This is a genomic window from Moorena sp. SIO3H5 (assembly GCF_010692395.1).
Classification (GTDB): domain Bacteria; phylum Cyanobacteriota; class Cyanobacteriia; order Cyanobacteriales; family Coleofasciculaceae; genus Moorena.
On the sequence record NZ_JAAHHS010000450.1, the window covers coordinates 1 to 5,828 of the forward strand.

The 5,828-nt window shown below is 44.7% G+C and carries 6 protein-coding genes; 4 read left to right on the top strand and 2 right to left on the bottom strand.

The genetic code is table 11. The annotated features are described in order from the left end of the window. Nucleotides 1-94 precede the first annotated feature (94 nt). The gene (locus F6K52_RS30945) at nt 95-1,084 is read right to left on the bottom strand and encodes a hypothetical protein (protein ID WP_293087958.1); all 990 of its coding nucleotides are present in this window, start codon (nt 1,082-1,084) and stop codon (nt 95-97) included. A gap of 248 nt (nt 1,085-1,332) precedes the next feature. On the opposite strand from F6K52_RS30945, the gene F6K52_RS30950 reads away from it, so the two are divergent. From F6K52_RS30950 to F6K52_RS30965, 4 genes are all read left to right on the top strand, one after another. Further along, nucleotides 1,333-2,142, top strand: coding sequence for a sirohydrochlorin chelatase (locus F6K52_RS30950; RefSeq protein WP_293087960.1), 810 nt, complete (start codon nt 1,333-1,335; stop codon nt 2,140-2,142). 2 nt (nt 2,143-2,144) lie between these two features. After that, nucleotides 2,145-2,948, top strand: a complete 804-nt coding sequence (cobA, locus tag F6K52_RS30955) for a uroporphyrinogen-III C-methyltransferase (protein ID WP_293087962.1) — start codon at nt 2,145-2,147, stop codon at nt 2,946-2,948. 573 nt (nt 2,949-3,521) lie between these two features. Further along, on the top strand, nt 3,522-4,493 hold the full coding sequence (locus tag F6K52_RS30960) for a protochlorophyllide reductase (protein WP_293087964.1): 972 nt from the start codon (nt 3,522-3,524) through the stop codon (nt 4,491-4,493). 176 nt (nt 4,494-4,669) lie between these two features. Then, complete coding sequence (locus F6K52_RS30965; RefSeq protein ID WP_293087966.1) at nt 4,670-5,494, top strand: class I SAM-dependent methyltransferase; 825 nt, start codon at nt 4,670-4,672, stop codon at nt 5,492-5,494. Between the two features lie 8 nt (nt 5,495-5,502). Here the strand turns inward: F6K52_RS30965 and F6K52_RS30970 are convergent, their stop codons facing one another. Continuing rightward, nucleotides 5,503-5,757: a hypothetical protein gene (locus tag F6K52_RS30970; protein WP_293087968.1), complete on the bottom strand. Its 255-nt coding sequence runs from the start codon at nt 5,755-5,757 to the stop codon at nt 5,503-5,505. Nucleotides 5,758-5,828: the final 71 nt, after the last annotated feature.

The following is a 5,828-nucleotide window of genomic DNA, read 5'->3' on the forward strand; positions in this document are numbered from 1 at the left end:
TTTCGTTATTTGTCTGGTTCGTCACTTTCTTTGTGTTTGTTTTGTTTTCAAGCATAAGCCGGCATACGAGTACCGGGTTCCTTCGTGACTGGAGTTACGGCATGAGCTCTACCGAACTATTTGATGCCGCTCCTATGACAGCCGTAATCTCTGATTGATTTTGCCTGTAGCGCTTGTTTTCTGTCTTTCTGGTTAGATTATTGCGGAGTATTCGAGCAGACTTAGCTGGGTCGATTTTTTCCAGTTTTCTATGAAGCGCCCAGAGTTTTCCCCTGTGGCGGTTTTTTGCACATATACGATCGGACTTTCTGGTAGCTATTTTACCCAAGCCTTTCCCGTGCGCCTGCCCCTCTGAGTCATAGAAAGCCTCTGTATATCCCTTGTCTACTCCTACAGAGCGACGTTCAGCGGGGATTTCTACAGTCCCATGGTCTACAAGGAAATGAATTTCAAACCTTGGCGATAGTTGATTGTAAATCAGTCTAATCTGCCCTTTGATTTTACGATTAGACCTGACAATTATTTTGTTTCTTTTTCCTCTTATTCGTCCTGCTACTTCTAGCTGATAAGTATTACGAGAGAGTCGCTTACAGCTATATCCTACTTGTTGATAGACTATTTGATTTTTAACCCAAGAGTGCCCTCTCTGAAATTCCTTCCTAACAAGTCTGTGAAGAAGTGGATTGTCCAGAAAAGCTAAGGTCTTAATCTGTTGGCAAAGTTCTTTTCTGGTCTTTTGGTTCTCAATCCCTGTAAACCTTCTATAGATTTTCTTTGTTACCGCATCGATACAGGCTGCTTGCTGAGCTGTAATAGCTTTCGCTACATCATTGATAGTCCAATCCATTAATTTAGCAGGCAGCCCCAGGGTATCGGGAGTCCTGAAGCTCTTTACTTCCGGGATGGCCTTTTTCCAGTCCAGTCCCCAATGGTTAATGCTTCCCAGTTTGTTGTAAGACTCAGCCCTAACGACGCCTAGCTTTCTCATCGTAGACAGCAATTCAAGTTCAACCGACTTGGTCATCCCTACCACAGGGACGATTTGAGTCGATATCCTTTTTGTTGCTCCTACTTTTCTTGGCATCGTCACAAAACTCGTGTATCCTATTTCTCAAATATACTCTAGCGCTAATGAAATGTCAATGTCCGAATTATGACTTTAAATCTCGTTTTATCCCGATTTTTGAAGACTTGAGTGCGAGGCATCATGCTGGTGCAGTAGCAAGGAAATTAGCACAATGCAACATTCTTTAGAAATAGTTTATACAAAATGGTCTCTCTAGGCAAGATAGTATTATTTAACACATTCGATCAAGGTAGTTCAATATACCGTTGTCACCCTCATCTGCGTATCTGTTAATCTCCCACGGCAGCCATGACCTACGTCCCCAGCGGGCTATGGAACAATTGGCTGAGTTGCTGCGAATCCGACTAGCCTCTCAGGAGGCTAGGGCTAGACAGACTATCTCACCAAACATATCACCACAAAGCAACAGTGGTGACAGTGATCTGTTAACCGCTAACGGTCTTTCCAGTCAACCTTTGGTAGGTACAGCCACTTTAGAACTAGCTGATATACCCCTACATGAGCAAATTGTCCGATTTGCTCAGCTCGCTAAAGGGGCTGGCTGTAAGGAAATGAAACTATTGCCCCTATTTCTATTGCGGGGAGTACATGTCATGGAGGATATTCCTTGGCAAGTATCTCTAGCGCAAGAGAACTTAGGTAATGAAATGGTGATTCATCTACTGCCTCACGTGGGAGCTAATCCAGCTTTGGTGAGGCTGTTGACAAATCAATGGGCAAAGCTAGAGGGCGATGCCAAGATTTTGTTGTCCCATGGAACGAGCCGCCCTGGGGGTCAAGAAGAAACGGGGGCTGTAGCTAACCAGTTGGGGGCTGTGGCGGCCTACTGGTCAGTACAGCCGTCCCTTTGGGAGCAGGTCTCTATACTAACAGAGTCTGGAGCAAAAAAGATTGCCATTTTGGCATATTTTCTTTTTGAAGGAGGAATTACCGATGCGATCGCACAAATGTTACTGGAGATACAGCAGAAGTTCCCTCAAGTGCAGTTGAATCTCGGCAAACCGATTGGGGTGAGTGAGGCATTGGTTGATTTGATTATGGATGGGATTAGGTAGAAATGAACCACGAAGACATCAAGGACGCGAAGGTAGTGAGCAATCAATGTTTGGGTAAGGTGTATTTGGTTGGGGCAGGTCCTGGAGATCCGGGATTGATGACCTTGAAGGGAAAGGGGTTATTAGAATTTGCAGATGTGGTAGTTTATGATGCCCTAGTCAGTCCGCAAGTGTTGAAGATGATTAATCCCCAGGCGGAACAGATTAATGCCGGAAAGCGCAGGGGTCGTCATTCCATGTTGCAGCAACAGACAACTCAGCTGTTGATTGAAAAGGCTCACTCTCATCCAGTGGTGGTACGGCTGAAAGGGGGAGACCCCTTTGTGTTTGGTCGTGGTGGTGAGGAAATGGGGGATTTGATGGCGGCAGGGGTGCCAGTGGAGGTGGTACCAGGGATAACTTCAGGAATTGCAGCACCAGCGTATCTGGGAATTCCATTGACCCATCGGGATTATAGTTCTTCCGTCACCTTTGTCACAGGTCATGAGTCAGTGGGCAAGTATCGACCTCAGGTGAATTGGAATGCGATCGCAAATGGCTCAGAAACCATTGTGATTTATATGGGAGTTCATAATCTGCCTCGGATTGTCACCGAAGTGTGTGAAGCAGGATTGAATCCCCAAACACCAGTAGTGCTGATTCGCTGGGGCACACGACCTGACTCCGAACAGTTGGTTGGAACCTTAGAGACCATTGTGGCTCAGGTTGAGGAAACACAGTTTTCTGCTCCTGCGATCGCAGTCATTGGTAATGTGGTCAAGTTGCAACAGCTTGAAGGGTTTTCACCGTTGAAGGTTACAGGTTGAAGGTTGAAGGTTAATTGGTTGAAGGTTGAAGGTTAAATGGTTGAAGGTTTAAGGTTGAAGGTTTAAGGTTGTTTGCCTTTGGCGTTTGGTGAAGGGTAGGTTAACCGGTTTAAAGTTAACCGGCTGTAACCTGTAACCTATAACCTTCAACCTGTAACCTTTAACTTGCCACCTGTAACTGGCTAGCTGTAACCTTCAACCTTCAACCAGTCAACCTTCAACCAGTCAACCTTCAACCTTCAACCAGTCAACCTTCAACCAGTCAACCTTCAACCTTCAACCAGTCAACCTTCAACCTTCAACCAGTCAACCTTCAACCTGTCAACCTTCAACCAGTCAACCTTCAACCTTCAACCTTCAACCTCTAACCTGTAACCTGTAACCTTCAACCTTCAACCTTGGCCTTTCGGCCACGCTACGCGAACAACCTTCAACCGCCTTCAACCTTGGCCTTTCGGCCACGCTACGCGAACAACCTTCAACCTCTAACCTGTAACCGAAGATACTATTTTTGATCGCAACTTATTGTGAGAGCCTAATAAAGTTACGATCAATCGGTCAATTTTAAACGAAATGGAAAACGATCATAAATCAACGGTCATTATTACAGGGGCCTCCTCGGGAGTTGGTTTGCAAGCCGCCAGAGCTCTTGCCCAAACCTGGGGATGGCATGTAGTGATGGCTTGTCGGAATCTCGATAAAGCTCAAAAAGCTGCCCAAGAGGTGGGAATACCAAAAGACAGCTATACAGCGCTATATATTGACTTAGCTAGCTTTGCTAGTGTCCGGCAGTTTGTGAATGCCTTCAGAGCAACCGGCAGATCCCTCGATGCCTTGGTGTGCAATGCTGCCATCTATCTGCCGTTATTAAAGGAACCGTTGCGAAATCCCGAGGGATATGAATTGAGTGTTGCTACCAATCACCTCGGTCATTTCCTCCTGTGTAATCTGATGCTAGAGGATTTGAAGAATTCATCCTCTTCCCAGCCAAGGCTAGTGATTGTGGGAACTGTCACTGCTAATCCTAAGGAATTGGGAGGAAAGATTCCGATTCCAGCACCTCCAGACCTGGGAGACCTCAAGGGTTTTGAAGAAGGATTCAAACCCCCGATCTCAATGATTAATGGCAAAGCCTTTAAATCTGGCAAAGCTTACAAGGACAGCAAACTCTGTAACATGCTGACCATGCGAGAGCTGCACCAGCGCTATCATGACTCTACCGGAATAGTTTTCAACTCCCTTTATCCGGGATGTGTTGCTGAAACCGCTCTATTCCGGAACCACTATTCCCTGTTCCAGAAAATATTCCCATTGTTCCAGAAAAACATTACTGGAGGCTATGTGTCCCAGGAATTAGCAGGGGATAGACTAGCAACAGTAGTTGCTGATCCTGACTATAATAAATCCGGCGTTTACTGGAGCTGGGGTAATCGACAAAAAGAAGGTCGTAAGTCCTTTGTTCAAGAAGTTTCTAATGAAGCAATGGATGATTCAAAAGCTAAGCGCTTGTGGGAATTGAGCGAAAAGTTAGTTGGACTAGGGTGATAGTAAATTTAAGCATTCAGCTGTCAGCCGTCAGCCGTCAGCCTTGGGCTTTTACCGAGACTTTAAATTCTGATTAATTTCGAACTATTAAATTCTACCTTTTGAGGTTTATGTTAAGCTGTTCGCGTAGCGTGAGCTTCAGCTCACGGCTGACAGCTGATAGCTGAATGCTTACGATGAAAGATATTAAACAACTACTTAATGCTATCCAGTCTAAAGACTTGGAAGAGAAAAAAACTTGGTATTCTTCTGTTGCAGAGGCTTACGACCAGGCCAGACCACGCTATCCTCAGCCACTGATTAACCGTGCGGTGGAGTTAGCCCAACTTCCTGCCGATGGGATTATTCTTGAAGTAGGATGCGGTCCGGGGATTGCTACGACAGCATTTGCTGACTTGGGCTTCTCTATCGTTGCTATTGAACCCAGCCAGGAATCTTGCCAGCTAGCGCGACATAACTGTAGCCAATATCCAGATGTAGAATTTATCAATAGTACCTTTGAAGAATGGCAGCTAGAAACTGGTAAATTCCATGCTGTGTTAGCAGCGACTTCTTTTCATTGGGTTTCCAAACAGATCCGGTATCAAAAAACAGCTGATGCTCTAAAAGATAATGGATTTCTGATTTTGCTATGGAATACGTCCCCTCAACCGAACCATGAAGTTTGCCAACTTTTGAATCAGCTCTATCAAACTCACGCTCCCTCTCTGAAACCCTGTGAAGAGATAGAAACTCATCAACAGAACCTCAGCAAAATTGCAGAAACTGTTATTAATTCCGGGAAATTCCAAGACTTAGTGTCAGAACAGTTGGTGTGTGACGTTACCTATAGTATTGATAAATATATAGCGCTTTTGAGTACTTTGTCACCTTATATAGCTTTAGAAGCAAAGCAGCGAGAGTCTTTGTTTCAAGGGATTCAAGAAATACTAGAGCTAGAAGTGGGCAATAGTATTGAAACTTCTTATCTATCTGTTCTTCAGATTGCTAAAAAAATCTAGTCTAGAGTTTACTGTGAATTCCCTTCAGTTTTAAGACCAACAATTCCTTTCAAAATTTTAAAAATAGTCTCAGATTCTAGCCTTCCTACATATTCGCGAGAATATTCAACGCGCATGATTGGTCGCTCTTGTTCTATGGCTTCAACCTCTGCTCTCAAAAACTTCCAGGTATCAGCGATAGTATAGCAACCAAAAACAGTCTGGATTGGCAGGGCTATTTCATTCTGAAAATGCGCTTGAGTGTGTCTAGTCCAAACTGGCACCGTCTTTGCGCCTGAGCCATATTTGAAAAGTCATGAGAACGATAGATATTTAGAGCAAAGTTACGAGCAAC